Source organism: Luteimonas sp. FCS-9, assembly GCF_001014645.1.
In the GTDB taxonomy this organism is placed as follows: domain Bacteria; phylum Pseudomonadota; class Gammaproteobacteria; order Xanthomonadales; family Xanthomonadaceae; genus Luteimonas.
This window is the reverse complement of record NZ_LASZ01000026.1, coordinates 11,891-38,306: the sequence shown is the minus strand read 5'-3', so window position 1 is coordinate 38,306 and position 26,416 is coordinate 11,891. Positions and strand designations below refer to the sequence as shown.

General features: G+C 62.6%; 22 protein-coding genes and 1 pseudogene. 7 read left to right on the top strand and 16 right to left on the bottom strand.

Annotation, left to right across the window (positions count from 1 at the left end; translation table 11 throughout):
* Positions 1 to 206: 206 nt before the first annotated feature.
* The 10 genes from WQ56_RS18860 to WQ56_RS18845 all read right to left on the bottom strand — a co-directional run bounded on the left by WQ56_RS18860 (position 207) and on the right by WQ56_RS18845 (position 10,560).
* The gene (locus WQ56_RS18860) at positions 207 to 2,879 is read right to left on the bottom strand and encodes a hypothetical protein (protein ID WP_156170592.1); all 2,673 of its coding nucleotides are present in this window, start codon (positions 2,877 to 2,879) and stop codon (positions 207 to 209) included.
* Positions 2,876 to 3,430, bottom strand: a complete 555-nt coding sequence (locus WQ56_RS18295; protein ID WP_082132481.1) for a flavoprotein — start codon at positions 3,428 to 3,430, stop codon at positions 2,876 to 2,878. Before WQ56_RS18295 ends, WQ56_RS18860 begins: the two co-directional genes overlap by 4 nt.
* Positions 3,427 to 4,086: a hypothetical protein gene (locus WQ56_RS18855; RefSeq protein WP_156170591.1), complete on the bottom strand. Its 660-nt coding sequence runs from the start codon at positions 4,084 to 4,086 to the stop codon at positions 3,427 to 3,429. Before WQ56_RS18855 ends, WQ56_RS18295 begins: the two co-directional genes overlap by 4 nt.
* 237 nt (positions 4,087 to 4,323) lie before the next feature.
* The gene (locus tag WQ56_RS18290; RefSeq protein ID WP_255350618.1) at positions 4,324 to 5,469 is read right to left on the bottom strand and encodes an ABC transporter permease; all 1,146 of its coding nucleotides are present in this window, start codon (positions 5,467 to 5,469) and stop codon (positions 4,324 to 4,326) included.
* 71 nt (positions 5,470 to 5,540) lie between these two features.
* The gene (locus tag WQ56_RS16090; RefSeq protein WP_047138156.1) at positions 5,541 to 6,230 is read right to left on the bottom strand and encodes an ABC transporter ATP-binding protein; all 690 of its coding nucleotides are present in this window, start codon (positions 6,228 to 6,230) and stop codon (positions 5,541 to 5,543) included.
* Positions 6,227 to 7,432, bottom strand: coding sequence for an efflux RND transporter periplasmic adaptor subunit (locus WQ56_RS18285; RefSeq protein ID WP_082132480.1), 1,206 nt, complete (start codon positions 7,430 to 7,432; stop codon positions 6,227 to 6,229). The genes WQ56_RS16090 and WQ56_RS18285 overlap by 4 nt, the downstream gene beginning before the upstream one ends.
* 34 nt (positions 7,433 to 7,466) lie before the next feature.
* On the bottom strand, positions 7,467 to 8,147 hold the full coding sequence (locus tag WQ56_RS16085; RefSeq protein WP_082132479.1) for a YIP1 family protein: 681 nt from the start codon (positions 8,145 to 8,147) through the stop codon (positions 7,467 to 7,469).
* Between the two features lie 29 nt (positions 8,148 to 8,176).
* On the bottom strand, positions 8,177 to 9,088 hold the full coding sequence (locus WQ56_RS18850) for a T3SS effector HopA1 family protein (RefSeq protein WP_156170590.1): 912 nt from the start codon (positions 9,086 to 9,088) through the stop codon (positions 8,177 to 8,179).
* Positions 9,057 to 10,169, bottom strand: a complete 1,113-nt coding sequence (locus tag WQ56_RS18280; protein ID WP_082132478.1) for an aminoglycoside phosphotransferase family protein — start codon at positions 10,167 to 10,169, stop codon at positions 9,057 to 9,059. The genes WQ56_RS18850 and WQ56_RS18280 overlap by 32 nt, the downstream gene beginning before the upstream one ends.
* A 232-nt stretch (positions 10,170 to 10,401) precedes the next feature.
* Positions 10,402 to 10,560 (bottom strand): hypothetical protein, encoded by a 159-nt coding sequence (locus WQ56_RS18845; protein WP_156170589.1) that lies wholly within the window; start codon positions 10,558 to 10,560, stop codon positions 10,402 to 10,404.
* A gap of 305 nt (positions 10,561 to 10,865) precedes the next feature.
* Between WQ56_RS18845 and WQ56_RS16075 the strand changes: the two are divergent.
* From WQ56_RS16075 to WQ56_RS19395, 3 genes and pseudogenes are all read left to right on the top strand, one after another.
* Positions 10,866 to 11,008 (top strand): annotated as a pseudogene (locus WQ56_RS16075) (DUF1153 domain-containing protein); the annotation flags it as partial.
* A gap of 27 nt (positions 11,009 to 11,035) precedes the next feature.
* A complete protein-coding gene (locus WQ56_RS16070) occupies positions 11,036 to 11,671 on the top strand; it encodes a DDE-type integrase/transposase/recombinase (protein ID WP_231583446.1) in 636 nt (211 codons plus the stop codon).
* 6 nt (positions 11,672 to 11,677) lie between these two features.
* Positions 11,678 to 11,854, top strand: coding sequence for an integrase core domain-containing protein (locus WQ56_RS19395; protein ID WP_047138162.1), 177 nt, complete (start codon positions 11,678 to 11,680; stop codon positions 11,852 to 11,854).
* A 606-nt stretch (positions 11,855 to 12,460) separates the two neighbouring features.
* Here WQ56_RS19395 and WQ56_RS16060 read toward each other — a convergent pair.
* Both WQ56_RS16060 and WQ56_RS16055 read right to left on the bottom strand, forming a co-directional pair.
* Positions 12,461 to 12,868 carry a DUF4124 domain-containing protein gene (locus WQ56_RS16060; protein WP_047138153.1) on the bottom strand — a complete coding sequence of 136 codons (408 nt, stop codon included), beginning with the start codon at positions 12,866 to 12,868 and terminating at the stop codon, positions 12,461 to 12,463.
* A gap of 119 nt (positions 12,869 to 12,987) precedes the next feature.
* Positions 12,988 to 13,899: a bifunctional GNAT family N-acetyltransferase/nucleoside diphosphate kinase regulator gene (locus WQ56_RS16055; RefSeq protein WP_047138152.1), complete on the bottom strand. Its 912-nt coding sequence runs from the start codon at positions 13,897 to 13,899 to the stop codon at positions 12,988 to 12,990.
* Between the two features lie 473 nt (positions 13,900 to 14,372).
* Here WQ56_RS16055 and WQ56_RS16050 point away from each other — a divergent pair, with 473 nt between their 5' ends.
* The 4 genes from WQ56_RS16050 to WQ56_RS16035 are packed head-to-tail and all read left to right on the top strand — an operon-like array spanning position 14,373 to position 21,038.
* The gene (locus tag WQ56_RS16050; protein WP_231583445.1) at positions 14,373 to 16,310 is read left to right on the top strand and encodes a TonB-dependent receptor; all 1,938 of its coding nucleotides are present in this window, start codon (positions 14,373 to 14,375) and stop codon (positions 16,308 to 16,310) included.
* 2 nt (positions 16,311 to 16,312) lie between these two features.
* The gene (gene cobN / locus WQ56_RS16045) at positions 16,313 to 20,239 is read left to right on the top strand and encodes a cobaltochelatase subunit CobN (protein ID WP_047138151.1); all 3,927 of its coding nucleotides are present in this window, start codon (positions 16,313 to 16,315) and stop codon (positions 20,237 to 20,239) included.
* Positions 20,236 to 20,715, top strand: a complete 480-nt coding sequence (locus WQ56_RS16040; RefSeq protein ID WP_047138150.1) for a MotA/TolQ/ExbB proton channel family protein — start codon at positions 20,236 to 20,238, stop codon at positions 20,713 to 20,715. Before cobN ends, WQ56_RS16040 begins: the two co-directional genes overlap by 4 nt.
* Positions 20,715 to 21,038, top strand: a complete 324-nt coding sequence (locus WQ56_RS16035) for a DUF2149 domain-containing protein (RefSeq protein WP_047138149.1) — start codon at positions 20,715 to 20,717, stop codon at positions 21,036 to 21,038. The genes WQ56_RS16040 and WQ56_RS16035 overlap by 1 nt, the downstream gene beginning before the upstream one ends.
* On the opposite strand, the gene WQ56_RS16030 is transcribed toward WQ56_RS16035, so the two are convergent.
* From WQ56_RS16030 to WQ56_RS16015, 4 genes are all read right to left on the bottom strand, one after another.
* The gene (locus WQ56_RS16030) at positions 21,035 to 21,448 is read right to left on the bottom strand and encodes a hypothetical protein (RefSeq protein WP_047138148.1); all 414 of its coding nucleotides are present in this window, start codon (positions 21,446 to 21,448) and stop codon (positions 21,035 to 21,037) included. The two genes, WQ56_RS16035 and WQ56_RS16030, sit on opposite strands and share 4 nt — an antisense overlap.
* A gap of 124 nt (positions 21,449 to 21,572) precedes the next feature.
* Positions 21,573 to 22,868: a replication-associated recombination protein A gene (locus tag WQ56_RS16025; RefSeq protein ID WP_082132483.1), complete on the bottom strand. Its 1,296-nt coding sequence runs from the start codon at positions 22,866 to 22,868 to the stop codon at positions 21,573 to 21,575.
* 170 nt (positions 22,869 to 23,038) lie between these two features.
* Positions 23,039 to 23,680: an outer membrane lipoprotein chaperone LolA gene (gene lolA / locus WQ56_RS16020; RefSeq protein ID WP_047138146.1), complete on the bottom strand. Its 642-nt coding sequence runs from the start codon at positions 23,678 to 23,680 to the stop codon at positions 23,039 to 23,041.
* A 112-nt stretch (positions 23,681 to 23,792) separates the two neighbouring features.
* Entirely contained in the window at positions 23,793 to 26,174 is a 2,382-nt protein-coding gene (locus tag WQ56_RS16015; RefSeq protein ID WP_047138145.1) for a DNA translocase FtsK, read from the bottom strand.
* Positions 26,175 to 26,416 lie beyond the last annotated feature (242 nt).

Below are 26,416 nucleotides of genomic sequence, written 5' to 3'. Positions count from 1 at the left end.
ATATTTCCGCTGGGCAGTTCAAACAACGTCGCCGTAACCGTTGCGGTCACCGCGAGGACTGCGAGCTCAATGTTCGATATGCCCTTGCCTTTGAGAAAAATAAACAAGACAGGCAGAACCATACCAAAGCTCAGACCAGTGAAAAAACTTACCACTCTGAACGTCCTGTCCACGGGGTTCATAATAATTCCTCGACACAACTAGAATTAGATAATTTCTCGAACACGCAATTGATACTTCGCAACGACAGATGGCAGCACGCGATCGCTAATGATCACAATACTTGGATTTGAAAGATCCAACACCCCATCCATCCCATAAGAAAACTGTTGCACATCTATATCTTCAACAGTGAAATCATCCCACGATGAATTCTCAGAACTTCCGAAAATCGAGATCAAGTGTTTGGACAAGGCCTCATCTGGCACTCTGGTTAAAGCAATTCTCTGTCTTGTCAACTCGCGAGCGACATCAGCAACTATATTCTCATCGCGAACGCTATGAAGATAACTGATGCATGACATCATCATTAGTTCAAGATCCATCTCTGGATAAAAAGTAACGTCCGAATAGAACTGAAATACGCCCTCAGCCTCGTTGTACTTGACGCCCGAGCTATAAGATCCTCGATCTCGCATAGCGGACATGAACTCGCATCTACTGATCATGATCTCTGCGATTCGAATGCTTAATATGTCCCGTCGCGCAAACGATTTAACCGGGATCGAAACCACAACGGTTGAGTAGCTCACGTTGCAAAGCCATAGCTCTCTAACGACACCTGGTAGCGGTCCTGCACCAGCATGAGCCTCAGGTAAGCCGCTGAAGTCGCTTCCGCCCGGGGAGTAGTGAGATCTCACCTGCATCGGAAAGTCCTCTCGAATTTCCAGACCCCAGACTCCGGAACGCTGCAGCGCATTGAAGATATCCGGCAAGACCTCGTCAACAAGATTGTTGAATAACTCAACGTTCTCAATCCATTCAAAGCACTCGAGTCCCGTTGACTGAGTCTTTCGAGCACTTTCTTGAGACGAGGCGCTCGCCGCCTGCACACACGCTAGTGCAAGCCCATGTTTTCCTAGCGCAGTTTTTCGCTCAGCCACGAACTCCTTCCACGACCGCACGAACCGTCCCTTATCGATTTTGCGTAGATTTTCAAACCAATAGATTAGATGCTGATCGAAGTAGGACTTTTCAGACTCCAAATATCTGGAATAGAACTGATTATAGGAAAAGCACCTCTGTGATCTGCCCGGATCCACGCGAAAAAACGTATTATTAATAGAATTAGAGCCTGCCGGCCTCCGTCCTAAATCACCGCCTTGTCGCGTCGTATATTGAATGTCTGTAGCATACTTGGAGAACAGAGGTAGAAAAATTTGTTGCTCATTTTTCAATCCTGGGAAGTAGCGGATCTGGAATGCGTGGACTACTTCTTTAGATGATGTTGATGGGGCGGCGGATGCGCCCGATCCGGGCAGAATGGCGCTGCATCGGATTACCTCATTCGCTTTTGTAGATCTCGATACTTGATCTTGGTAAGGAATATCTTCGGCAAGCGGCTCTGGTCTATTCATGCGCACTGAACTAAGTTCGATCAGTGACGAGCTGCACCGATGGCCAAGATGCTCGCGCAGGAATGTGCCAAGGTTGCCGGCAATGAGAAAGAAGTCCAGAGCATGTTCTACGTGCGAACCAAGGAGCGCCAACTCCCCTGGTTCATACCCAAGCTCCAAGTGGACACGGAGATCCCCCAGCAACTGCCGTCCTCTTGTCTCCCCAGTCATGAAGTCGAGAGGTGGCGCCTCTAAGAGCGAGTTGGCTACGGTTTCCATGTAGTCAGCGTCGACCTCTTGATCACAGATATCTTGAAGCGATTCGTCGATGTAGCGCTCTATGTCATGCGTCATCAGCGCGCCAAGCCTTAACGTCACCACCATCAAAGGGATGGGAAACTTCGATTCGAATCCGTTGAATCCGGCTAACCCCTGAGCTCCTGGAAGCTGTCTCAGTTTTCGAAACAGCCCAAGATCCGAGTGGCCAAAAGCATACTTCAACGCAATTCCGAGCTTGATTCGCGTGTAGTAGTCGATTTCGCCTTCGTATCGCCAGACCTTGCACCATAGGGATGCGTCATCGTCCTTAGCCGAGTAGATATGCCCCGTGTTGTTGCGCTTCAGCGGGTTTATTGTCTTTACATTATTCGCGACACTTCCTCGACAATCGAATTGCGCAACAGCGAGCTCGCAAAGAATTGACGATACAAACGCTTGGAACTCATCGTATTCGCCATCCATGACCGTGATAAGAGTGCTTCGCGCAGGTACGAAGCAAGCGGCGTACTGTTCTAGCAAGCTCAAAAACGAGATGCCGTAGATCTCTTCCGGCACACCCCCGCTATTAAATCCATAGCTGGAGCCGGCAAGCGAGAACTTCCTAATCGCCAGAGCGATCTGCCTTTGCTCTGCTGATGAGCTCCTGTGCATCTCGTTGATGATAACGCCAGGAGTTTTATGCCCGCCTGCATGAGTACGGTAGACCTCGCGCTCGAAATCAACGATCGTAAACTTGCTATAAAAAACGGCGGTCAGTAAGTGCTTTGTAAACGACCTAAAGCAATCCTTGCACCCGCTTGAGAACGCAAACTCGACACACGCAGGTGAAGTTTTTGCAGAGAAATTCTCAACGTGCAGTTCTTGTGACAGCCGCATCAGATCCGAGTGCGTGACTATGAGATGTTCAATAGCGTGGAAGACGCCGCTATTGTCCACCACATGGATTGGTACCACGATTGAAAGGTGGTATCCGCCCCCAGGAAAGGCAATATTAAACGCCCCGCTCAGCTGGTCGACCCGCCCCTCCTGAATCGCCTCCTTCATGAGATGTCTTCCTCACCCGCAATGAAAAGATCGATGTTATCGAGGATCTCCCTGACATCCGGTAACGCACCAGGACCACTCTCACCCGTCGCAACCGATATGCCATTCCCTCCTAGAACAACTCTCTCTCCGAAACTCCGAAGCGTCTCAATGTTCTTCTGCACATAACGACTGGCAAGCATGTCCGAGTTCATTGCCGGAAATACAATTTTCGGGCTTCTGTATGCCATGAAGCACGTAGTAAGTAGATCATCTGCGATGCCGTTTGCCACCTTCCCTATGAAGTTGCCGGTCGCAGGTAGAACGATGAAAAGGCCGCAATCTTTAACGACCTCGGAGTGATTGACCCTTATCTTTCCGAGCGGATCTGGCCCAACAACCACGACGCCCGGTATATGAGCAAGTGCGCCTTCGGATAGAAAGTATCGCGCACTTTCGGTAAGCACAACGCTTATAGGAGATTCCTTGAACTTGGACTTCAGAACGTATACGTAAGCCGGCATAGCTGTACTTGCCAACGAGCCGCAAACACCCAGAACGATCTTCTTCATATCAGTTCATCCATCGTCCTGATAAATGTAGCAATCAGCTTCGCGTACGTTGCGGACGGCACCAGGGGCCTGCTCGCGTGCGAGCACAGCGTTTGGAACAAATTGATGTGACCAACATACTGATAAAGTGTGATGTCTCGAAGCACCTGCCGATCCATCTTAAACTCGGATTCGAAGGCGCTTACAAGCGCACTTAAGAATCTATCTACAGCCCCCGAGTCTTGGCCCGTGAGTCGTTTCTTATTTGCGAGGTCTACAAATGTTTCGATTAAAGTCGCAAGGTCATACTCGACTGGCCCGATAAAACTCCCATTGTCGTAGATGATGCGCGCCCTGTTGCTAAACTGGTCTGTCAAGATGTTCGCAACGGAGAAGGTGCCGTGTAGCGCGATTACAGTTACGCTCCGATCGATACTTGACGACGCAGAGTGCAGCCGACTCAGTGCATCTGTATTCCCTGAAAGGCATTCGGCTAGCACTGAGGTTAGCCCCGCTTCGCCTTGGTACCTGCAGAACTGAGGAGCGCTGAGATTCCTACCTTCCAATTTTTCGATCTGCTGGGAGGCGTCCTTGTAGGCCTCAACTAGCGAGGGTCCAAACTCTGGGGTGATCGCGGAAATGTCTGTTTCGACCAGCCTGGTGAAATGCGCTTTCATCTCATACACATAGCGATGCCTGCGCGCGCCTCGAAGCGAAAGCGGCATCACGAGTGCGTCGCCCGAGGCGCCATGCACAGTGTCAATGAAGTGCGGAGACGATCTCGAGAATGATTTCACGAGCAGCGACCTTCGGCGGTCATGCCATGTGTTGAAGAACACGCCTCGAGATAGCCGTGTGGAGCTAAGTATCACAAGCCCCCCCCCTTCTTCTTGCACTTCACGCACCAGGACGTGCTACTCATACCTAAGCGCTTCTACAGGATCCAAGCCCGCTGCATTTGAAGCAGGCATTATTCCGAACACCACCCCAACGACCGCGGAGAATCCCGCAGACACGAACACGACCCAAAGTGGAACATGAGCAGGCGGGAAGCTTGGCACCATTGAGGAAATCGTCGCGCCGATAGCGTATCCGGCAAAGATTCCAGCCAAGCCACCTGCCAATGCCAAAAGTGCAGCTTCGAACAGAAACTGCAACAAGATCATCTGCCGAGTTGCGCCTAGCGCTTTGAGAACACCTATCTCACGAGTGCGCTCAGTAACCGACACAAGCATGATGTTCATGATCCCGATTCCGCCAACTAGCAAAGATATCGCTACAATCCCCCCAAGAATGACTGTGGCTGCGCCGGATAACTCGTCAAACTGCTTAACAAATGAGTCGGCAGCCTCCACTTTGAAGTCGTCCTCTTCACCAACAGCAATCCTTCGCGAGTGGCGAATAACGCGCCTGACGCGGTCGCGGAGCTGATCAATCTCTTCGACGTTAGAAGCGGTGAAAGTCGCCTGTATAACTGGGTCCTGGACATTCCCCATCATCGAGCGCGCGACCTCGAAGGGAATCATTGCAAAGTTATCTTGACTAAAACCTAGGATCTCCCCCCTTTTTGGCATCATTCCTACGACTTTGAACCACTCGCGATCGATCATCAGGAAGTGGCCGACCGGGTTCTCGGGCATACTGAGCTCATCGCGGAGCTGCTGACCGATCACCGCGACTCGTCGGTTTCTGAGGTCATCACTCGCCACAATAAAGCGGCCTACTTCTGGATACTGGCCAGTTACGTCCTGTCGATCTGAACTTGTGCCAATGATCTGTGGCAAAGCATTGCGCCCTTGGTAGCTAGCGCCTGCAGACTGAACCAGCATCATTGGCGAAACTTTGTCTATTCCCTGAACATTGTGACGAAGGGCGCTGACGTCGGCGAATGTTATATTGTTGATCTTTCCTGTTCTAAAATTCTCGTTATTGTTCTCCGCGCGAAGTGTCAGTGTCCCACCACCCATGTCGGCAAACTGCCCCCGAATCTTCTCGGAAAATCCGTGCATAAGCGATACAACAGATATTACAGCTGCGGTTCCGATCATGATTCCAAGCATCGTAAGCAGGCTACGCAGCTTATGAGCGAGCAAGCTTGAAAATGCTGACCGTAATGACTCTAGCGTCAAGTTCATTTAGAGCCACCAGGCCTGCTGATGTCTTCCGCGATCTTGCCCTCGCTCACGCGCAGAGTGCGATGACAATGCGCTGCGATATCGGGTTCATGAGTTACGACGACCAAGGTGTTCCCGGACGCATGCAAGGAGTGAAAAAGCTCCATGATCTCTGCTGTTGTCCGCAGGTCTAAGTTCCCCGTTGGCTCGTCGGCTAACAGGATAGCGGGACTTCCGACCATGGCGCGGGCGATGGCCACACGTTGGCGCTGCCCTCCCGAGAGCTGATTCGGAAGGTGGTTCAATCTATTACCCAGCCCTACGCGGACAAGCGCCTCAATAGCCATCTCCTTGCGCTGAGCGACGCGAATACCGCGGTACACAAGCGGCTGCATTACGTTCTGAACAACTGTCAGACGCGGCAGTAGGTGGAAGCTTTGGAATACGAATCCGATATCCTGATTTCGCACGCTAGCTAGTGAGCTTTCATCTAAGGAACTCACATCTCGCCCGTTTAGCTGGTAATTGCCGGCGGTAGGCGTATCCAGGCAGCCTATGATGTTCATAAGCGTTGTCTTCCCGGAACCTGACGCACCAGTCAGCGCTACGTATTCGTTCTGTCCTATATCAAGATCAACGCTGTCGAGAGCCTTGACGATTTCTCCGCCCATCTCGTATCGCTTTTCGATACCCCGAAGAGAGATCATCTGGTGCTCGCAACCGACGAGTTCCCTGCGACTTTCTGCTCGGAAAGCTTGGGGGCAATCCGCTCACCATCGATGAGTGCGCGCAAAGTCCTAGCTGGTCCGGTGATGACTTGATCGCCAGCAACCAGGCCTCTAGTTACTTCTTCCCATCGGTCATCGGACCCACTGGTTTCTACAACCCGCTTTCTCGCTGCGCGTCCCTCAACGATCCACACGTAACGGACCACAGAGCCGCGCTCATCTGCCTCGCTCACCACAGCCTCGACGGGAACAGCAAGCCGCTCCGTACCGTCACCAAGTTGGATATCTGCCCTCACGCTCATTCCAGATCGCAAATGGACGCTTGGAGCTGTTGTTAACGTTGTCGTGACCTTGTAAGCGCGACCAAGTCCCTCAATCGTCGGATCAAGCGCAATCTTCTCTACAGCCCCCTCTAACGTAAGGTGTGGAAATGCAGACGGCGTCACTTGGACCGCCTGGCCGATCGTAACCTTGCCGATGTCAGCCTCATCGACCTTGAGCTCCGCTTGGATAGTGGAGGTATCTGCGATTCGCATCAGCTGCGCGCCCGCCAAAGCAGATGTAGATGGGATCGCCGTTTCACCAACTTTGATAGATGTCGAAATTATTGTTCCGGCAAGGGGGGAGCGTATTTCGGTTTTTGCGCGCTGCTCGTATGCTTCACCCACAATGGCTTCGGACCGGCGAAGGGCCTCTTCACTGTCCGCCAGATCAGAACGAGCTGCGCTTAGCTGGTCTAGCAGCTCATCGAGACTGTTCTGGTCAATCAGTTGCGCTCGAGCCAACGCTTGGCTCCGCGCAATCTGCTTTTCTTTCAGATGCAGGGCATCTCGCTTGCGCAGAATGCTGTTTCGACTTTGCCGCAACCCCGCCCCCTCGCGACTGATAGCGTTGTTATAAGTTTCGGGATCGAGCTTGAGCAGGAGTTGACCGAACTCCACCGAGTCTCCTTCTTCCACAAGGACTTGGCTCACTCTAGCCAGCACTTCCGCAGTCAGACTCACCTCTGTCTCATAGGCGAGCGTTCCCGAAGCCAAGATAGTGGGATTCAGAACTCGAGTCTGTGCTTGTACGACATTCACTTCGAGACCAGATGCATCCCTGCTCTTCTTGATAGACAAGGGGACGATGAGAACCAGCAGCACAGCAACTGCAGCAAGCCATTTCGGTGCGTTCTTCATTAATTTACCCTAGGCAATCCTCTGCGATCCGGGATTACCTCATCACCGCGAGTATGGCCATCCCGCCGTAAACGATTGCGGCCGGAATCGACGACACCACTAAAGCCTGCAACCAGCTGCTCTTGCCCCAAGCGCGCCATCCTATGGCCACAAGAATGATGCTCCAAATAGTGAGCAGATCGAAGTTTCTAGCCAATGCGCCCCAAGGGTGAGCGGGAGGCAGCTCTACAAGCAGCGGGTCGATGTGAGTCAGCATCATAGAGTCGAGGCTCGTCTGCGCAGGCATCATAGCGATGGCAACGATTGAAACGATGACTCCCAAGGCCTGGGGCATCGCCGACCAAGCCGTGAGACTCAACGTCTGCGCGAAAGATACTGCGCCCCCCAGAACTTTGCTCACCACAAACAAATAAAGAGCATAAGCTAGCGCCACAATCACGGTTACTATGGGCGCTACGACTGACGTGATGTACCCCATGACCCCAGCGCTTGGCAGCACCTTCCTCGCTTGCTCCATCTCACTTTCGCTCATCTGCTTTCCAGACGAGGTCAGTGTGTAATCAATGAACCAGTCCGGATCGACTTTCATGAAGTACAGGACTGACATACCGGCTGTTAGGATCGCAACCGCTGCCAAAGGGGCGAGGCTCACGGGGTGCCGCTTAATTTCTTCAAAAACATTAAGCGGGCTTAGGTAAATGTTTATGAACTTCATCACTTCATGCTCCGCTTCTTATATCGATCTCAGACTGGAACAGCTGCACCACGATCCGCAGGAGTCGAGGGCGCTTTGAAATGTCCTGGCCAATGGGCTATAGCAAATTCAGCTGACTTCTTTTCACCAAAACTCTTTACCCCCCGCCCCCTAACTACTCTTTCAACCGCAAAAGCAGCCCCCGGAACTAAGGGCTCTGTAAAGTATGAAATCTTGTCCGATAAGTGCTCGGCATGCACCTTAAACAGATCAGTCAGAAGCTCTCTTCTAGCCAAGAACTCCCCAGGCTCGAGGTAGATTACGCCGCCATCCGAGTATAGGTACTGGTCGGATCTATTTCTGAACTTCGCGTGGAACTTGAATTTACTCTCTTGGGAAATTCTTGACAGGTCCAAAATCAACCTGCATGCCCCTAGCGCACTGCAGTTCAAGTAGATACGCACGATCTCTTCTGTCTCAGGGCCACCATGCGGACTAACAATGAAGAAATAACCCGGACTCAAGTAAGGTCGAAAGCACGAAGCACGAACGGTCACCCTCGGCGCCCCACCTTCCCAGGGTCTGATCTCATCAATGAGTTCCGTGGACACTCTCACTTTTACCTTTGAGCCAGACTTTTGGATGACGAGTCCGTCATCTCTTTCGTGGTCAACAAGGCTCCATCCGCTATCAAGCCACTTGTCGAAATCACAGCAGGATTTCATAAGGGCCTGATACGATGAATCACCGCTCACGAATGAGCTCGATACTGCTGCTTTCGAAACATAATCCGCATAATTAGCGCGTTTATGAGCCACCAGGTACACAACGCGAGTAATGAAGTTCACGAGCCTCGGTGATTCTTCGACACCTCTTTCGCTGCGTAGCTCTTCTGGGATCTCTATGACCTGTCCATCCAAGGCTACCGAATCAAATGAGATCTTTAGATCCAACTTCTTCACCGATCATTCCTTTGCAGGCCCTAAAGATAGCGATTGGCTTACTTACGATGAGCTGCCCCAGCTTAAAACACATCATCGTCTCAAGATTAAATCTTCCGCCGAGCATATTCGTAATAAGACCTCGGTCGAGAAGAAAATTCCCGATATAAACCATCAGAAGCCTTACGTTGATTGATGCACTTCCGCATTCGCAGTAATAGTTTAAGAAACTGGCCAATGCCAAGACACACTGTCGAAGCCCCGTCCCTCCCTCTGAAAGTATTTGGGATACGTCACCCGAGTAGCTTCTGGACTTCTCCTTTAACCAGATGGATACGATGCACCCTATGTATATACCGAGATCCGCCTCACGGTGACCAAGCCCGGCGGATTCCCAATCTATTGCAACTAACCGCCGCTTCCAGTACACGACATTGTCAAACTTGAAATCCCCGTGAACAAAGCACGACGGATTTACTTTTTTTACATAGAGAAGTTGCCTTTGCAGTCTCTGTGCAGCCTCAACATAGGCGTGCACTTCAAATCCAGGAAGCTGTTCGTACTCTTCCAAGGAGATCTTTTGGAATCGTCCAATCTCAACCTTAGGTCTCGACGGTTCCAATCCAATCGGGCTGTCCATTGAATGAATCTTGCTGAGAAGATCTGCTGCTTCGCGCAGTTGCACCTGCAGCAGGCCCCAGTCTTCGAAGACATTGAGTTCATTCAAGTACGGCTCGCATCGGGGGAATATAGCGATGCCTGGCTCATGAACCTCAAGCAGTGGCGGACTGACGGGCTCTCCGGAAGCTTGAACCAACCGGCTCATACCGATCTCGTTCTGCAGCGGATTACAAATTTTTGCTACGAATCTTTCTCTCTCACTTTCGATACCAAAGACAGACTCGAACGAGTTGAGCGACTCTAACTCGGTAATATTCCTGTCACTGCAGAATGCAGTTTCAAGTACTAGTCGCCTCGCAGTCGACTCCTTCAGGTTCGCTGCGCTAGAGAGCGCCCGCCGATCTCGAATTCGAGTCGTTCCGTATCGATCAATCTCGTAGAGCGCCAAGTTCGCTTCAATATCGCAGCCGACGCTGTTCATTCACGAGTTCCATTCGCGATAAATAAATAATTCATTGCCTCAAGCAGAGGCGAACAACGATGCGAGATTAAGGCTTCCCATGACCACCGGCCTGCCTTTTTCTCGGATTTATGTATATTTTCTCACACACCTATAGTGAGATACGGGGACACACGAAGCCTCTCAATGAAGCATCTGCTCCTCTAAAGCAGATGCTCCGATGAAGGAGCATCTGCCCTACCAAACTAACTAATCAGCACTCTGCCGCGCTGGTAATAATCGCAATCGCCCAAATGGTGGTCGGCGTGGCGTTATCGGTCGACTCGCCAGCCAAGTCGTTTGCCATCGCGTCAGTCAGGTTAAACGACTCAACAACGTGGGCTTCCAGCAGGTCCTCAAATCGGCTCTTCATGTAATTCATCCTTGCTCACACTTGCCTTAGCAGGATTGCTTCGGCAACAAACGTATACAATGCCGCAAATGGAATGTCAAGGCGCCGTGAACGATGTTTCGGCCGCCTGTAGAAAATTGTTCTTGTCAATTGGATCTCCTGCCGAACTCAACGTAGGAAAATCCTGATTGCGGCGTAATCTTTCCCCCTGCTTATACACTCAGCGTCGCACGCAGATCATTGGGATTGGTTGAGCGCACGACATCAGGGAACGTCCGGGAATCGGGCTTGACTATCGATTCTGTGTCTCCCAACACAAATTTCGTGTTGAGGACGACAAGCGCGGCATGGAGAACGCGCTGCGGGCCACGCCTGAGCACGTGCGCGAGCAGTACGAGCGGCAGCTGAAGACCTGCAGGAAGCCTACGGCGAGGCCATGCTGGAACTGCGCGCGCGAAAAAAAATTGCAGTTCCTGCTGGGCAAGGACGAGACCTGATGGTCACGGTCCAGCAAGGACTGCAGGATGAGGGCGTAGCGGTGTCGATGTCGCAGCTGTGCCGCTGGTTCGAGGTGCCGCGACGCACGGTCTACCACCGGCCGGTGAAATCGGCGCCGGTCGTGCGGCCCGAACTGGCCGCGCCGATCAAGCAACTGATCGAGGCCGAGCCGTCGTTTGGCTATCGCACGGTGGCCGGCTTGCTCGGCATGAACAAGAACACGGTGCAGCGCATCTTCCAGCTCATGGGCTGGCAGGTGCGCAAGCGCGCCGTGAGCATGCGGCCGCGGATCCAGGCGTTGCCGTCCGTGGCGTCAGCGCCGAACCAGCGCTGGGCCACCGACCTGTGCCGGATCTGGGGCGGCCGCGATGGCTGGCTCACGCTGGCGCTCGTGATCGACTGCCACACGCGCCAGCTGCTGGGCTGGCAGCTGGCGCGCACCGGCAAGGCCACCACGGCCGCGGGGGCGCTGGAGCAGGCGCTGATCACGCGCTTCGGCACGCTCGGACGCGTGTCCAAATCGTTCCTGCTGTGGTCAGACAACGGGCTGGTCTTCACCAGCCGTCACTACATCCAACTGGTGCGCAGCTACGGCCTGAGGCAGGAGTTCATCACTCCGCATTGCCCGCAGTAGAACAGCATGGTCGAACACGTCATCCGTACGCTCAAGGAGCAGTGCGCACACCGCCACCGCTTCGAAAGCCAGCAGCACGCGATGCGGGTGATCGGCGATTGGATCGCGTTTTACAACCACCGGCGCCCGCACCAGGCGCTGGGTATGAAGACACCCGCCGAGGCGTACGCTTTAGCGGCCTGACCTGTGCAGGAAAGGCTGGGTCATTACAGGCGGAAGTAAGTTCCCCTTGGACTGCACCACCCCAGGGGGCGCATCGGACTGTGGTCGGTGCGGATGCGTGACCCTGTAAGAGTGCGTAGCCGGCAAAAGTGTCCCCACCGGAGTGCGTAGCTTGGAAAAGCGTCCCCGCTGGAGTGCGGCGACCTACGCAGACAAGGGTGTACATAGGCACAGCTTGCCTCAGAAAAATCAATAATTTACTCAGAGCACGCTAAAGTGCGCTACCCATAACCACGAGTCCGACGCCGCACACTACGACCGCGTGGTCCACAACCGGCCGGAGCTCCACGGCCTTGGAGCGGCTGGCGCATGGCAGGTCGTGAGCTCGCCTTCCTGGATGGCGAACGCTTCACAACCGAACGCCTGCGTGCGATGGCGTTCCGCCTCGAGGCCGAACAGCGATTGGAGCGAGCCAGTCTTCAAGACGCGTCACGAAAAACGGGTCGACAGGTGGTCAAGGTCCTTGTCGTGGTCGTGGTCTTGGATCTTCGCGACTGGCGCGAGCGCCCCTTCGGGCGGATCCGCGCAAGGCCGCATCCGCAGGGCTCTGCCCTGCACCTGATCAAGTCAATCGGTCGGGCCACGAGTGTGGTTGCAGTACTTGGAGCGCAGCGCGGCATCGCCAGCGAGCGACTCGATCGTGCGGTACGGACTGCGACCCGAGGTGATCGCACGCGCGAAATCACATCCAGCATCGGACTTGACGGTCCCATCGGAATTCATCGGCCGGCCGTAAGTGGGAGAAAGGCCACCGCCCGAGCTGGTCGTGGGCACGTAGTTGCGTACCACCCGCCCCCCGACCTCGATCTCGCGGTTCGTGTCGTAGGTGCGGTCGATGCGCTGGCCTTCGGGGCAGCGTTCGGATTGGTACGTGACCGCGCCTTGCCAGTTCACGCACTTGTAGACGTGCTGGGCCAAGGCCGGTGCCGACACGACGAACAACACCGCGAACGCGGCGACTCCCCTGACATCCATGATGCAACGCTCCATCCCCTGTGGGACGGAGTGTAAGCCTGCTCACGTGCCGCGTCACGCGACCGGATAACACTTGGCCAACTTGGCGGAAAGCTTGGCCTCCAGCGCCCTACCCGACTCTAGAGATGAAAGTTCCCGAACGATTCCGGTTGGTAGATCACCTTGTCGATCTGGATACGACGCGTGCGATCACCCACTCGCCAGTCGAAGGCATCGCCTTCCTGGTAGCCCAGGATTGCGGCGCCGACGTCGGAGAGGATCGATAGTTTCCCGGAGCGGTCATCGGCGTCTTGCGGATAGACGAGTTCGACCTGCGCTTGATCCTGGTCCACCTGCAGCACGACCCTGGAGTTCATGGTGACGACGTTGTGCGCGACATGCTGCGGCTCCACGACGATCGCGCGTTCGATCTCGTGTTCAAGCTCGACGACTGCCGCCCCTTGCTCGAACTCGATCAGGCTCTGGAGCCGGGCTTTGTCGATTTCCGTGACGTAGATGTCGGTCGCTTTTGCCAAGACGCCTTCGCGCAGCAGCTGGAGATACCGACCAGAGGTCATGTACAGTGAGTTCAACGTAGGCATTTCGGCTTTTCGCAGAAAGCCGCAGCTCTCGAAGCCCTTGAGCGAGCGTATGTTGCCAGGCTGAATCTTGGCGATGACGGTCTCGGCCCGCATGTCGAGGAAGGCGAGCTTCAGGCCTTCCCGGATGGTGCTGCCGCCAAGTCCCCGCCCCCAGTTGTCCTGATCACCGATGACCAGGACGATCTCGCACTCGGAGCCTGTCTTCACCAGGCGGACGAAGCCGACCGGGACATCGTTCCGGTCGTAGGTCATGAAGAATCGGCCGCGCTGATTGAACAGGTGTGTCAGGATGGGCGTCTGCGTCCGGTCGACGGCCTGCGCGATGAATCGAGACACGCTGCGGGAGTCGCTGAGGTAGCGCGTCACGCGCTTATCTTCCAACCAGCCCATCAGAATCAGGGCGTGTGTCCGCGTGATCTCTGGACGCAACGAAACAAACGGCATTTTCATCTTCGCCACCCTGGTCGCAAGAATGAAAGCCTGTCACGGTCGCGCCGTGCTGGTTCTTTCCACCAAAGCTGGAAATTATAGGGCGGGCCCCTTGTCGCGCCCAACGGATGGCGTTGCCAGATGCGCGACAGGCCTCCCCAGACATCCTTTGAGGGGGCAATGCGCGCGTCGGGACGGAAACCCGGCGCCCTTGCATCGCCCAAGCCCACGACTGTGGTTGCGATGCTCGACACGGCGCTGCGCCGACGCGCAGGGAGTCGATGCCCCTGCGCGGCGTGTAGGCATGGGGAGCCCGATCGACGCGTCGGCGCGCGTGGACGGCTCGGACCGACGCCCGCGAGCCAGAGCCGATACCGGTTTGTTGTTACGTTATATCGTTCCAGTATAAAATCCGCGCCCTCTCTGTTGCGGCGCCCCGGTCTGGCCGCGTCGCTCCTCTCCACTCGCTCGCCCCCACTGCATCAGGTAGTCCCGTGTCCCATCCCTTCCTCCAAGCCGGCGCAGGTGTCGCCGGCCTGCTGCTGTCCGTGTCGCCCGCCTGGGCGGACTCCGCCGTCCAAGACCTGGACGCTATCGTCGTCACGGCGACGGCCACCGAGACCTCGCTCGCCGATGCGCCGGCGTCGATCTCGGTGATCTCGCGCGACGACCTGCTGCAACGGCCTGTGCTCGACCTGGCCGATGCGCTGCGCGGAACGCCCGGCGTGACCTTCGACGGGATCGGCATGGGCCGCCGCGGTATCCGCATCCGCGGCATGGACAGCGAGTACACGCTGGTGCTGGTCGACGGCCAGCGCGTCAACGCGGCCAGCGACGCGATCGCGCACGCCGACTTCGACCTGGCGTGGATCCCGGTCGAGGCGATCGAGCGCATCGAGGTGGTGCGCGGACCGATGTCGTCGCTGTATGGGTCGGAGGCGCTCGGTGGCGTGGTCAACATCATCACCCGCGCCGCGACCGACGTCTGGCACGGCAGCCTGCGGCATGGCGGTGGCGTCGTTGCCGGCGGGCACGGGGGCGGCGTGAGCCGGACCTCGGCGAGCGCGTCCGGCCCGCTGCTCGCCGATCGGCTGGGCCTGACGTTCCAGGCCGAGCATCTGGAGCGTGCGCCGATCCGGGACCGCAACGATGCGCGGCTCACCGAGCAGGAAGGCCGCGACGCCGACACCGCGCGGTTGGGCCTGCAGTGGACGCCGAGCGCGACGCAGAGGATCGACGTTGCGCACCTGGCCGGACGTGAACGGCGGGTGCGCGATGCCTTGCAGGCCGGGCGCGTGCCGTACGTGTACCGCAGCCGCGACGACATCGACCGGGCACAGACGTCCGTCGCCCACCGCGGCCAGTGGCGCTGGGGCGACAGCCAGTTGCGCGCCCAGCGGGCGACGCTCGATCGCGAGAACGCGCGCGACGTGGGCGCGGCGACCGGGCCGCAGGCGCTGACCGACGACACCGTCGACGGGCACGTGACGCTGCCGCTGGGCGAGCGCCATCGGCTGAGCGCAGGCGCCGAATGGCGGCGCGAGCGGCTGGAGGACGCGACGGTCAACATCGCCGGCGTGGTGTCGGGCGTGCACCGGGCCGTGTTCGTGCAGGACGAGATCGACCTGGGCGTGCTGTTGCTGACGCTCGGCAACCGCGCCGATCACCATGAGCGCTTTGGCTGGCACCACTCGCCGCGCGCCTACGCGGTGCGGCGCTTCGATTCGGGCGTGACCCTCAAGGGCGGCGCGGGCGCGGGCTTCAAGGCGCCGACGCTCAAGCAGCTGTCGCCGCAGTACGCGGCCATCGGCGGCGGCGGCATGTTCGAGATCGTCGGCAATCCGGCGCTGCGGCCGGAGACGGTGACGACCTACGAGCTGGGGCTGGGGTGGTCCGGCGACGCGCTGTCGGTCGAGGCGACCGCGTTCCGCAACGAGCTGGACGACCTGATCCAGACCATCTGCACCGCGGCCTGCGGGATCCGCGGCGCGGAGCGGCGCAGCTACGTCAACGTCGCGCAGGCGCGGCTGCAGGGCGTCGAGCTCGGCGCACGGGCCGAACTGCCGGCCGGGTGGAGCCTCAGCGCGAACCACAGCTGGCTGCAGGCGCGCGATGTCGCATCCGACCAGCCGCTCACGGGGCGCCCGCTCCGCAGCGGCCACGCGGCGCTGCGCTGGACGGACGCGGCCTGGAATGCCGGTCTGCGGCTCGAACACACCGGCCGCCAGTGGCAGACCGGCACCGCAGGCCTCGTCCGCCTGCCGGGCTACCGGCTGTGGTCGGTCGATCTCGGCTACCGGCTCACCGAGCGCATCGCCTTGCGCGGCGGCATCGAGAACCTGACGGACGAGCGCCTCGACGAGACGTCGGCGCTCTACGCCTATCCAGAGACCGGACGCTACGTGCACGCCGGCGTCGAAGTCGGCTTCTGACGATGCGCCCTGCCCTGCGATGGCTGCCGTGGCTGCTGGCGGCGCTGGCCTGGCTGCCGGCCGCGGCCCAGCCGCCGTTGCGGGTCGCGGTGGTGGCGACGGACTTCGTGCTGCCCGAGCGGACGGCCCGGCTCGATGCGCTGGGCGCCGCGCAGGGAGTGGCGTTCGAGCACGTGCGTGCCGACGCAGGCCCGGCCACGGCGGATCGCCTCGCGGCGATGGACCTGCTGCTGCTCGACACGCCGCGGCCGTCGGACGTGGCGCAGGTGCAGGCGGCGCTCGGCCCGCTGCTCGAACGGCCCGGGCTGCGCTGGGTGCGCGTCGGCGGCGGACCGCCGGCAGGCGGCGGCCTGCCGGGCGAGGACGTGGCGCGGATCGCGGGCTACTACGCCGGCGGCGGCGAGGCCAACCATCGCCATCTGCTGCAGTATCTGGACGCGCGACTGCGCGGCCGCGACGCCGCCGCGATCCCGCCACCGGTGCCGATGCCGACGACCGGCTACCACCATCCCGATGCCGACCGCAGTTTCGCGGATGCGTCCGACTACGCGGCCTGGCGCGACGGACGCGTCGCGTCGAAGTCCATGCCCTCTGCCGCAATCGTGGTGTCGCCGGGCGCCGTCGCCTCGCTGCAGACGGCGGTGCTCGATGCGGTGATCGCTCGCGCGGCGGCGCACGGCGTGCATGCGTTCGGGGTGTGGTTCGACGATGCCCGGCCCGACGGCCTGCAGCAGGCGCTGGCCGGGCTCGACGTCGATGCGATCGTCGTGATGACGCACCTGCAGGGCGCGGCGCTGCGGCGTGCCGAGTTCGAGGTGCTGGACGTGCCGGTGCTGCAGGCGCTGACCTGGCGCCAGGGCGACGCGGCGCAGTGGCGGGCCGCGGCGAGCGGACTCGCGCCGCCGCTGGTGCCGACGTTCCTCGCGGTCCCCGAAGGCTGGGGCGCGGCCGATCCGCTGGTGGTCGCGGCGGTCGCCGACGGCGTGCAGACGCCGATCCCCGAGCAGGTCGGGCTGCTGGCGACCCGGCTCGCGCGCACCGCCGCGCTGCGCCGCACGCCCGCGGCCGACAAGCGCATCGCCACGCTGTTCTGGAACTATCCCGCCGGCGAGCGCAACCTCTCGGCCTCGCATCTCAACGTGCCGCGCAGCCTGGAGCGGCTGTTGGTCTCGCTCGACGCCGCCGGCTATCGCACGCAGCGCGTCAACGAGGCGGCGCTGATCGCCGACGCGCAGCGGATGCTGGCCGGGCTGTACCGATCCGGGACGCTGGACGCGCTGCACGCCGACGGCCTCGCCGCGGCCGTGCCGATGGCGGTCTATCGCCGTTGGTTCGAGGCCCTGCCGGAGGCGCGCCGGGCCGAGGTGCTCGCCGCGCACGGCGCCCCTGAGGACAGCCCTGCGGCGCGGCGCATCGCCGGTGAGTCCGTGCTGCTGGTGCCACGGCTGCTGCTCGGCAACGTCGCGCTGCTGCCGCAACCGCCGCGCGGCGCGCGCCCGGGCGAGGCTGCCCACGACCTGCGGGCGGTCCCGGACCATCGGTATCTGGCGACCTACCTGTTCGTGCGCGAGACCTTCGACGCCGACGCCCTGCTCCACTTCGGCACGCACGGCACCCAGGAATGGCTGCCGGGCAAGGACCGCGGCCTGTGGGCGCACGACTGGCCGATGGCCACCGTCGGCGAGGTGCCGGTGTTCTATCCCTACATCCAGGACAACGTCGGCGAAGCGGTGCAGGCCAAGCGACGCGGACGCGCGGTGATCGTCAGCCACCAGACGCCGCCGTTCGCGCCGGCCGGGCTCTACGACGAACTGCGCGACCTGCACGCGCTGGTGCACGAGTTGCAGCAGCTCGACGCCGGTGGCGTGCGCGATCGCACCGCGCTGCGGCTCGTCGATGCGGCGTTCGACGCGGGGATCGCCGGGGACCTGGGCTGGGACCGCGATGGCGCGCTGGCCGACTTCGACGCGTTCGCGCAGGCGCTGCACGACCACCTGCACGACCTGGCGCGCAGCACACTGCCGCTCGGGCTGCACGTGTTCGGGCAGGCCGCGGATCCGGCGCACCGCACGTCTACGGTCATGCAACAGCTCAGCGCGCCCTACTACCGGGCCCTGGGCCTGGATGCCGACGAGCTGTTTGCCGACGACGCCGCCGCGCTGCAGGACAACCCGGCCTGGCGCTGGCTGCATGCGCGTCTCGCCGATCCGGACGCCGCGGCCGGCACCGACGATCCGGCGCTGCTCGGCTTCCTCGAACAGGCGCGTGCCAGCGCCGGGCGCCTGGCCGATCCGCAGGAGACCGAAGCGCTGCTGCACGGCCTGGCCGGCGGCTTCGTGCTGCCGGGTGCGGGCGGCGACCCGGTCCGCGATCCGTCGCTGCGCAGCGGCCGCAACCTCTATCCGTTCCAGCCCGACCGGATCCCCACGCGCGCGGCCTACGCCGCGGGCGGCGAGGCGCTCGCGCAACTGGTGGCGGCCTACCGCGCCGACCACGACGGGCAGGCGCCGCGCAAGCTGGCCTTCAGCCTGTGGTCGTCTGAGGCGATGCGCCAGCTCGGCGTGCTCGAGGCGCAGGCGCTGCATGCGCTGGGCCTGCGTCCGGTGTGGGACGGCGCCGGGCGCGTGACCGCGCTGGAGATCGTGCCGGACGCCGAGCTGGAACGGCCGCGGATCGACGTCGTGTTGCAGGTCACCAGCGTCTACCGCGACCAGTTCGACGGCTTCATGCGGTTACTGGCCGATGCGATCGACCGGCTCGCCGCCGAGGGCGACCACGCGATCGCGGACAACGTGCGCGCACGGACCCGGGCGCTGGTCGACCAGGGCGTCGATCCTGCGCGCGCACGGACGCTGGCGGCGCTGCGGATCTTCGGCAACGCGCCCGGCGAGTACGGCAGCGGGCTCACCGCCCGCATCCTCGACGACGCCCCCGATGCCGACAAGGACGACGCCGCGCTGGCGCAGACCTTCCTGTCGCGGCTGCAGTACGCCTACGGTGCGCGCGACTGGGGCGTCGCGCTCGACGGCGGCAACCTCTTCGCCGAGCAGTTGCGCGGCGTGGACGCGGCGGTGCTGTCGCGTTCGTCCAACACCCACGGCCTGCTGTCGACCGATCATCCGTTCGAGTACCTCGGCGGCCTGTCTGCGGCGGTGCGCCACCTCGACGGGCGCAGCCCGGCGCTGTACGTCAGCGATCTGCGCGGCGGTGCGCCGCGGACCGCGCAGGCGGCCCGGTTCCTTGCCGGCGAGCTGCGCAGCCGGCAACTCAACCCGCAGTGGATCCGCGCGATGCAGGCCGAGGGCTACGCGGGCACGCTGCAGGTGCTCGATACCGTCAACAACCTGTTCGGCTGGCAGGTCGCCGATCCGGCGATGGTCCGCGACGCGCAGTGGCAGGCGATCCATGACACCTATGTGCGCGACGTCCGCGCGCTCGGCATCGACGCGTGGTTCGAGCGCGACAATCCGACCGCGCAGGCGCAGCTGATCCGGCGCATGCGCGAGGCGATCGACCGCGGCCTGTGGCAGGCGACGCCCGAGGTGCGCGAGACGCTGGATGCCCGGCTGCGGGCGCTGGACGCATTGGAGGCCGCCCGGGACCGGGCCGACGCATCGCCTGCGTCCGCCGCACCCGGCGCGCCGGGTTTCGGCATCGCGATCCCCTCGCCTGCCGCGCCGCCGGCCGCCGCATCGGCCGCGCCATCGCCCGCGCCACCCGGTGCTGCGACGACAGACGTCGCGCCCGCCGCGACGCCCCCGGCGATCCGCGGGCGGGTGATGCGCGAGGTGCCGACCACCCCCACCGACGCGACACCCGCCGCACCCGGCGTCGCCTGGCTCACCGTGCTCGCGCTGTGCCTGCTTGCCGGCGCCTGGCGCCAGCGCCGCGACCAACGTCTTCTTCCGATGGAATCCGCTCCGCGATGAACCTGCTCGAATCGAGTCTCTACGACCTCGCCCACCTGTTCCTGGTGCCGGTGCTGGTGCTGATCCTGCTTGCCCTGGCCTACGCGTTCCTCGTGCTTGGCGCGTTCGTGTTCGAGGCACTGCAGCGTCGACGCGGCCGGCACCGCTCGGCGCTCGCCGCCGCGTCCGCCCGGCGCGCGATGGCGAGCGACGATCTCGAGCTGTGGATCCTGCGCCGCCTGGAATGGCTGCGCATCACCTCGCGCACCGCGCCGATGCTGGGCCTGGTCGCGACGATGATCCCGATGGGGCCGGCCTTGCTCGCGCTCACCCGCAACGATGCGCAGGCGGTCGGCGAGAGCCTGGTCGTCGCGTTCTCGGCGGTGATCCTGGCGCTGGTGGCGGCGAGCATCACCTTCCTGGTGCTGACCGTGCGCCGGCGCTGGCTGCTCGAGGAACTGCGCGAGATCGAGCGCGCGCGCATGGAAGCCGGCTGATGCGCTTCCTCGACAGCGACGAGGCCGACGACCCGATCCTCTCGGTCGTCAACCTGATCGACCTGTTCCTGGTCGTCATCGGCATCCTGATGATCGTCATCGTGCGCAACCCGCTCAATCCGTTCGCGCGCGAGGACGTGGTCGTGATCGAGAATCCCGGGCAGGCGGACATGCGCATCACCATCCGCGAGGGCGAGGAACTGACGCGCTACGAATCGACCGACGAGATCGGCGAAGGCGGCGGCATCCGCGCCGGCGTGACCTACCGGCTGCCGGACGGCCGCATGATCTACGTCCCCGAGGGCGGCCCCGACGCCGACTAGCGGATCCCGCGGTGGTTGCATGCCGACGACACCGCATCGTTGAGCCGGCGCAGGTCGTCGTAGCGGCGCTGCAGGCCGAGACGGGCCAGCGTCGATTCGCGTCGCGCGCGGGCCGCCGTGCAGCGAGCCTGCCGGTCGTCGCGGGCGGCGACCGACCGGCGCGGGGCGCGGACGCTGCGTTCGCGTGCCAACTGGGACCGCGTCGCGCGTGCGGTCGGCTTCGCCTGCATCGGCTGCGCCGCGGCCGGCGGCGGGCGGAATTCGGCGATCTCCCAGCGCCGCAGCGTCGCGCCCTCGCAGGCCTGCGACTGGTAGACGATGCCGCCGGCCGTATCCCAGCACTTGTGCAGCGACTGGGCGGCGGCGGGCAGCGCGTACAGCGCCAGCAGCACGCACATCGTCCATCGCATGGGACACCGTCCTGGTCACGATCGTGGACGGATAGCGTGCCGCGTCGGCGGACCGACCGCATCGGACATCCGGCCGACTGGCGTGGGACAGGGCCGCGCGTCCGGGTGGGGACTCGCCGCGGCGTCAGTCGTCGCGCGCGGCGCGGGCCGCCTCGCGCGCGGCGCGCAGCTGGTCAAGCTTGTCCTTGAGCTTGATCTCCAGGCCGCGGGCGACGGGCTGGTAGTAGACCCGCTCGCCCATCGCGTCGGGGAAGCCGGTCTGGTCGAGCGCGATGCCGCCCTCGGCGTCGTGGTCGTACTGGTAGCCGGTGCCGTAGCCGAGTTCCTTCATCAGCTTGGTCGGCGCGTTGCGGATGTGCATCGGCACCTCCTGGGTGCCGTACTCGCGCACGTCGCGCTTGGCCTGGTTGAAGGCCATGTACGCGGCGTTCGACTTGGCGGTGCTGGCCAGGTAGATCGCCACCTGCGCCAGCGCCAGGTCGCCCTCGGGGCTGCCGAGCCGGTCGAAGGTGGTCCAGGCGTCGATCGCCATCTGCAGCGCGCGCGGATCGGCCAGGCCGATGTCCTCGACGGCCATCCGGGTCAGCCGCCGGGCCAGATAGCCGGGGTCGCAGCCGCCGTCGAGCATGCGCGCCAGCCAGTACAGCGCGGCGTCGGGATTGGAGCTGCGCACCGACTTGTGCAGCGCCGAGATCTGGTCGTAGAACTGCTCGCCGCCCTTGTCGAAGCGTCGCGTGCGGTCGGCCAGGACCTGCTCGATGGTGCCGGCGGTGACGTCCCCGCCCTCGCCCGCCAGTTCGGCGGCGATCTCCAGCAGCGTCAGCGCGCGGCGCACGTCGCCGTCGGCGGCCACCGCGACCAGCCGCAGCAGGTCGTCGGCGATGTGCAGCGTGCGGTCGCCCAGCCCGCGGTCGGGATCGGCCAGCGCATGGCGCAGCGCCTCCTGGATGTCGTCGGGCGAGACGGCCTCCATGACGTGCACGCGGCAGCGCGAGAGCAGCGCGGAGTTGAGCTCAAACGAGGGGTTTTCGGTCGTCGCGCCGACGAACACGATCGTGCCGCGCTCGATGTGCGGCAGGAACGCGTCCTGCTGCGTCTTGTTGAACCGGTGCACCTCGTCGACGAACAGCACCGTGCGCCGGCCGCCGTCGAAGCGGTGCGCCGCCTCCGCCAGGACTTGGCGGACCTCGGGCAGGCCCGACAGCACGGCCGAGATCGCCTTGAACTCGGCGTCGGCGTAGCGCGCGAGCAGCAGCGCGAGCGTGGTCTTGCCGCAACCCGGCGGCCCCCACAGCACCATCGAATGCACCTTGCCGGCCTCGACCGCGGTCCGCAGCGCGGTGCCCTCGGCGAGCAGGCGGCGCTGGCCGACCATCTCGTCGAGCGTCGCCGGGCGCATGCGCTCGGCGAGCGGACGCATGGCGCTGCGGTCGACCTGCAGCAGGTCGCCGGTCAGCGAGGCGGAGGACTTGGCGGAACGGGACACGATGCAGGTGCGCGACGCAGAGAACGGGGCCTCACGATAGCAAGCCGCCGTCGCAACCCGTGCGACGGCGGCGGGATCGATCGGCCGGTGGCGCCCGGCGGGCGTTACTCCTCGCCGACGACGTCGACGCCGGCCGGCGGCGTGTAGCGGAACGTCGAGGCGGCGAACGTCGGATTGCGCTTCCAGCCGGTGAAGCCGATCGTCGTGCGCTGGCCGAGGCTGTCGAGGATCTCCATGCGCGCCAGCCCGCCGTCGCCGCCGAAGCCCAGGCGCGCGCTCTCGAACGCGGCGCCGTCGGCCTGCTTGGGCCGCAGCTGCAGCCAGGACAGGCCGTCGCGCTCGCCCGCCGGCTCGACGGCGAAATCGCGGTCGAGCTTGGATGGGTCGATCAGCGCGGCCAGCGGGCTGTCCTGTTCCTCGCTGCCCTGCGACCGGCGCGTGACCTGTTGCAGGTCGGGGTCGTAGACCCAGACGGTCTTGCCGTCGGCGACGATCAGCTGCGGGTACGGCTTGACGTACTCCCAGCGGAACAGGCGCGGCGCCGACAGCGCCACGGTGCCGCTGGAACTTTCCTTGACGCGGCCGTTGCCGTCGGCGACCTGCTGCGTGAACTGCCCCTCCAGCCCCTTGAGGCCGCGGGTGAACGCATCGAGCTGGGCGCGCGCATCGGCCGCCTGGGCGAGGCCGGCGGCCAGCAGCACGGACGCGGCGACGAGCCAGCGGGAGTGACGGAAGATCGGACGCATCCTTGAACCTCGATTGATCGGCAGTCGTTGGCGTGGAGTGTGCGAACCGGTGCCTGAATGCGATGCCGACACAGGTGTGCCGGCATCGGCGACCGCACCGGCGGTTCAGTCGTCAGCGCGGCGGGGGCGGCGCCAGCACGCTGCGGTCGCCGTTGTGCTCGGGCGCGCTGACCACGCCGGCGGCCTCCATCGCCTCCACCAGGCGCGCGGCGCGGTTGTAGCCGATCTTCAGCCGCCGCTGCACGCCGGAGATCGACGCGCGCCGGGTCTCGGTGACGATCTTCACCGCCTCGTCGTACAGCGGGTCGCTCTCGTCGCCGCCACCGCCGCCGGCCTCCGGCAGGCCGGTCGCGCCGACCACGGTGCCGTCGCCCATCGTCTGCACTTCGTCGAGCACGCCCTCGATGTAGTCGGCCTTGCCGCTCTGCTTGAGGTGCTCGACGACCCGGTGCACCTCCTCGTCGGACACGAACGCGCCGTGCACGCGCTCGGGCATCGCCGTGCCCGGCGGCAGGTACAGCATGTCGCCGTTGCCGAGCAGCGTCTCGGCGCCCGACTGGTCGAGGATCGTGCGCGAGTCGATCTTGGAGCTGACCTGGAACGCGATGCGGGTCGGGATGTTGGCCTTGATCAGGCCGGTGATGACGTCCACCGACGGCCGCTGCGTGGCCAGGATCAGGTGGATGCCGGCCGCGCGCGCCTTCTGCGCCAGGCGCGCGATCAGCTCCTCGACCTTCTTGCCGACGATCATCATCATGTCGGCGAATTCGTCGATGAAGATGACGATGTAGGGCAGCGGCTCGAGCAGCTCGGCGACCTCCGCGCTCTCGGGGTTGGGCCGGAACAGCGGATCGGACAGCGGCTGGCCGGCGTCCTGCGCGTCGCGGACCTTCTTGTTGAAGCCCGCGAGGTTGCGCACGCCCACCGCGCTCATCAGCTTGTAGCGGCGCTCCATCTCGGCCACGCACCAGCGCAGGCCGTTGGCGGCCTCCTTCATGTCGGTGACGACCGGCGCGAGCAGGTGCGGGATGCCCTCGTAGACGCTCAGCTCGAGCATCTTCGGGTCGATCATCAGCATCCGCAGGTCCTTCGGCGAGGCCTTGAACAGCAGGCTGAGCACCATCGAGTTGACCGCGACCGACTTGCCCGAGCCCGTCGTGCCGGCGACCAGCAGGTGCGGCATGCGTGCCAGGTCGGCGACGACCGGATTTCCGCTGATGCCCTTGCCCAGCGCCAGTGTCAGCGGGCTGGCCGACTTGTCGTACTCCTTCGAATCGAGCAGTTCGGTGAGATAGATCATCTCCCGGCGCACGTTGGGGATTTCCAGGCCGATCACCGACTTGCCGGGAATCACGTCGACCACGCGCACGGCCTTGACCGACAGGCCGCGGGCGATGTCCTTGTCCAGCGAACTGATCTGGCTGACCTTCACGCCCGGCGCGGGCTCCATCTCGAAGCGCGTGATCACCGGGCCCGGCTGGGCCTCCTTGACCTCGACGTCGATGCGGAAGTCCTTGAGCTTGAACTCGATCTGCCGCGACAGCGTATCGAGCGTCGCCTCGTCGTAGCCGCTCGGCTGCGGCTTGGGCGGGTCCAGCAGCGACAGCGGCGGCACGTCCGAGCCCTCGGCATTGACGCCCTGGAACATCGGGATCTGCTGTTCGCGCTTGGCGCGCTCGCTCTTCTCGACCACCGGCGGCATGACCGGCGCTTCGATCTTCACCGGCGCGCGCTTGGCCCGCAGCTCGGTCTCGACCTTGCGCGCCTCGGTGCGCTCCTCGCGGTGCTCGCGCGCGGCCTTCCATTCGGTCGCCTGCTTGCTGCTTCGGCGCAGCAGCGGCGGCAGCCGCAGGATCCAGCCGCCGATGCGGTCCATCAGCGCGAACCACGACAGGCCCGTGGCCAGCGTCACCGACACCAGGAACAGCGCAATCAGGAACAGGTTGCCGCCGACCTGGCCGAACGCGCCCGACAACGACCGCCCGACCAGGCGCCCGAGGATGCCGCCGCCTCCGGCCGGATAGTCGGCCAGCACGTCGAACCGCAGCGCGAGCAGGCCCGCGGCCGAGACCAGGAAGCCGACGATGCCGACCAGGCGCAGCGCGGGGCCGAAGTCGGCCCGGCCCTCGCTGCCTGCGTCCATGCCGAACAGCGCGATCCAGGCCACCGCGCCGAGGATCGGCGGCAGCAGGTAGGCCATCAGGCCGCACAGCCACAGCAGGATGTCGGCCGTCCATGCGCCGACCGGTCCGCCGACGTTGTGGATCTGCGTCGCGACCACCCCGCCCTGCGTCGACCAGCTCGGATCGGTGTGCGAATACGTGACCAGGCACGCCAGCAGGTACAGCAGCAGCGGCGCGATGACGATCAGGGCGATGTCGCGCAGCAGCCGCTGGCGCCGCGGATTGGGTGCGGCCGAGGCAGCGGCCGCCTTCGCAGTGGCCTTCTCGGCGCCGCGGGCGCGCTTGACGCGATCAGAGAGCGGACGTGCCACCGTGGGTAATTACCTGAGGAATTCGATACAGGTCGTTGATATTACGCCAACCACGGCGCGCCTGCAGCGTGGCATCGCGCCCGGCGATGCGGATCTTCGACGGATTTACGGGCAGCGCGTCCCGCACCAAGCCAGCCCGTCGCCGTCGCGCGCGGCGACGGACGCTGCGTTGCGCGCGTCGGCGGCCGGCGTGCCTTGTCTTGCAGTGGACGGGACGCCAAGCTATGCGCCACACGCGCCGC

What these genes read in the sequence shown, in the direction of transcription:
- WQ56_RS18855 (WP_156170591.1), bottom strand. Translation starts at nt 4,086, where the DNA reads ATGAAAGCGCATTTCACCAGGCTGGTCGAAACAGACATTTCCGCGATC.
- WQ56_RS19395 (WP_047138162.1), top strand. Translation starts at nt 11,678, where the DNA reads ATGGTCGAACACGTCATCCGTACGCTCAAGGAGCAGTGCGCACACCGC.
- WQ56_RS16070 (WP_231583446.1), top strand. Translation starts at nt 11,036, where the DNA reads ATGGTCACGGTCCAGCAAGGACTGCAGGATGAGGGCGTAGCGGTGTCG.
- cobN (WP_047138151.1), top strand. Translation starts at nt 16,313, where the DNA reads ATGCGCCCTGCCCTGCGATGGCTGCCGTGGCTGCTGGCGGCGCTGGCC.
- WQ56_RS18860 (WP_156170592.1), bottom strand. Translation starts at nt 2,879, where the DNA reads ATGAAGGAGGCGATTCAGGAGGGGCGGGTCGACCAGCTGAGCGGGGCG.
- WQ56_RS18845 (WP_156170589.1), bottom strand. Translation starts at nt 10,560, where the DNA reads ATGAAGAGCCGATTTGAGGACCTGCTGGAAGCCCACGTTGTTGAGTCG.
- WQ56_RS16060 (WP_047138153.1), bottom strand. Translation starts at nt 12,868, where the DNA reads ATGGATGTCAGGGGAGTCGCCGCGTTCGCGGTGTTGTTCGTCGTGTCG.
- WQ56_RS16030 (WP_047138148.1), bottom strand. Translation starts at nt 21,448, where the DNA reads ATGCGATGGACGATGTGCGTGCTGCTGGCGCTGTACGCGCTGCCCGCC.
- lolA (WP_047138146.1), bottom strand. Translation starts at nt 23,680, where the DNA reads ATGCGTCCGATCTTCCGTCACTCCCGCTGGCTCGTCGCCGCGTCCGTG.
- WQ56_RS16025 (WP_082132483.1), bottom strand. Translation starts at nt 22,868, where the DNA reads ATGCGTCCGCTCGCCGAGCGCATGCGCCCGGCGACGCTCGACGAGATG.
- WQ56_RS16090 (WP_047138156.1), bottom strand. Translation starts at nt 6,230, where the DNA reads ATGATCTCTCTTCGGGGTATCGAAAAGCGATACGAGATGGGCGGAGAA.
- WQ56_RS16035 (WP_047138149.1), top strand. Translation starts at nt 20,715, where the DNA reads ATGCGCTTCCTCGACAGCGACGAGGCCGACGACCCGATCCTCTCGGTC.
- WQ56_RS18295 (WP_082132481.1), bottom strand. Translation starts at nt 3,430, where the DNA reads ATGAAGAAGATCGTTCTGGGTGTTTGCGGCTCGTTGGCAAGTACAGCT.
- WQ56_RS16040 (WP_047138150.1), top strand. Translation starts at nt 20,236, where the DNA reads ATGAACCTGCTCGAATCGAGTCTCTACGACCTCGCCCACCTGTTCCTG.
- WQ56_RS16055 (WP_047138152.1), bottom strand. Translation starts at nt 13,899, where the DNA reads ATGAAAATGCCGTTTGTTTCGTTGCGTCCAGAGATCACGCGGACACAC.
- WQ56_RS16085 (WP_082132479.1), bottom strand. Translation starts at nt 8,147, where the DNA reads ATGAAGTTCATAAACATTTACCTAAGCCCGCTTAATGTTTTTGAAGAA.
- WQ56_RS18290 (WP_255350618.1), bottom strand. Translation starts at nt 5,469, where the DNA reads ATGCTTGGAATCATGATCGGAACCGCAGCTGTAATATCTGTTGTATCG.
- WQ56_RS18285 (WP_082132480.1), bottom strand. Translation starts at nt 7,432, where the DNA reads ATGAAGAACGCACCGAAATGGCTTGCTGCAGTTGCTGTGCTGCTGGTT.
- WQ56_RS18280 (WP_082132478.1), bottom strand. Translation starts at nt 10,169, where the DNA reads ATGAACAGCGTCGGCTGCGATATTGAAGCGAACTTGGCGCTCTACGAG.